This is a genomic window from Malikia spinosa (genome assembly GCF_002980625.1).
In the GTDB taxonomy this organism is placed as follows: Bacteria; Pseudomonadota; Gammaproteobacteria; order Burkholderiales; family Burkholderiaceae_C; genus Malikia; species Malikia spinosa.
Genome location: NZ_PVLR01000065.1, coordinates 1 through 1461, shown reverse-complemented (window position 1 = coordinate 1461; position 1461 = coordinate 1). Strand labels below are relative to the sequence as shown.

Annotated in this window: 1 protein-coding gene; it reads left to right on the top strand. The window is 63.7% G+C overall.

Annotation, left to right across the window (positions count from 1 at the left end; genetic code table 11):
• Positions 1-408: 408 nt before the first annotated feature.
• On the top strand, positions 409-1461 hold a 1053-nt coding region (gene ltrA, locus C6P61_RS16745; protein ID WP_105731054.1), incomplete at its 3' end, for a group II intron reverse transcriptase/maturase.

Here is a 1461-nt window from a genome sequence, read left to right as displayed (position 1 = left end):
CGTGTGCGCCCAGCATGGGCGCACGCCTGCGGGTGCAAGTCCCGCCACGAGCTGGTCACAGTGAGTGAAGTGAAGCGCAACTGCGTGAAGGTGACCGAGCGTGGGGAGGAAGCGTGGAGCATAAATCGTGAGCCGATGAACAAGAACCGCATAGAAGGTGCTGCCAGGCAGGGCGAGCGGGCACGTAACCGCAAAGCTCTTGTGACCAAGGCGAGGTGGCGTAGATGCGGCGGCTGTGCGATGAAGGTGTGCGTTCTTACCTGGGGAGATCCCGCCTTGTGCCTGAAAGGGCGACGGCTGTACCGGAGCGGGAAGTCAGCAGAGGTCGTAGTAGCTCAAGCCGGGGTCGATGAGGCCAGAAGGTGACGGCGAAGGGCCGAACGAGAGTGAGTGACCGAGGACACGAGGATGCAGAAGGCCATGCGTCAGATGCCGGGGCGACCTGGGCGGGTGGGGGAAGCGCAAGGTGAAGCCTTGCGTGATCTCGTCAGCGACGAAGCCTGCGGCCCGCCGAGTGAACACCCGGGCACAGGGTCGGCAATGCCGAAGGCGGGCACCGGTGGCCTGCTGGAAGCGGCGCTGACGAGACAGAACCTGCAAACGGCTTGGAAGCGAGTCAAGGCCAACAAAGGCGCAGCCGGGGTGGACGGGCTCGATATCGAGCAGACCGCCGAGCTGTTGCGCACGAACTGGACTGAAATTCGTCACGAGCTGCTGCAGGGGTGTTACCGGCCGAGCCCGGTACGTAAGGTGATGATTCCCAAACCGGACGGCAGCCAGCGCGAGCTGGGCATCCCGACGGTGCTGGATCGACTGATCCAGCAGGCACTGCTGCAAGTGCTGCAACCCCTGATCGACCCCACCTTCAGCGAACACAGCCACGGGTTCCGGCCTGGCAGACGGGCGCACGACGCGGTCAAGGCCGCGCGTAGCTACGTGCAGTCAGGCAAGCGCGTGGTGGTGGACGTGGACCTGGAGAAGTTCTTCGACCGGGTCAACCACGACATCTTGATCGACAGGCTCAAGAGGCGCATCAACGACGCCGGAGTGATCCGGCTGATCCGGGCGTACCTGAATGCTGGGATCATGGATGGCGGGGTGGTGATCGCGCGTCAACTGGGGACGCCGCAAGGCGGACCGCTATCTCCGCTGCTGGCCAACGTGTTGCTCGACGAAGTGGACAAGGCGCTGGAGGCACGAGGCTACAGCTTCGCGCGCTACGCCGACGACTGTAATGTCTACGTGGGCAGTCGAAAGGCCGGCGAACGGGTGATGGCGCTGCTCAGGACGCTATACGCCAAGCTGCGGCTTCAGATCAACGAAGCCAAGAGCGCGGTGGCCAGTGCCTTCGGGCGCAAGTTCCTGGGCTATGCGCTGTGGGTGGCCAAGGGTAAAGAAGTCAAATGCAAGGTGGCCGACAAGGCGCTGGACAACTTCAAGGCCCGCATCCGTCAGCTCACC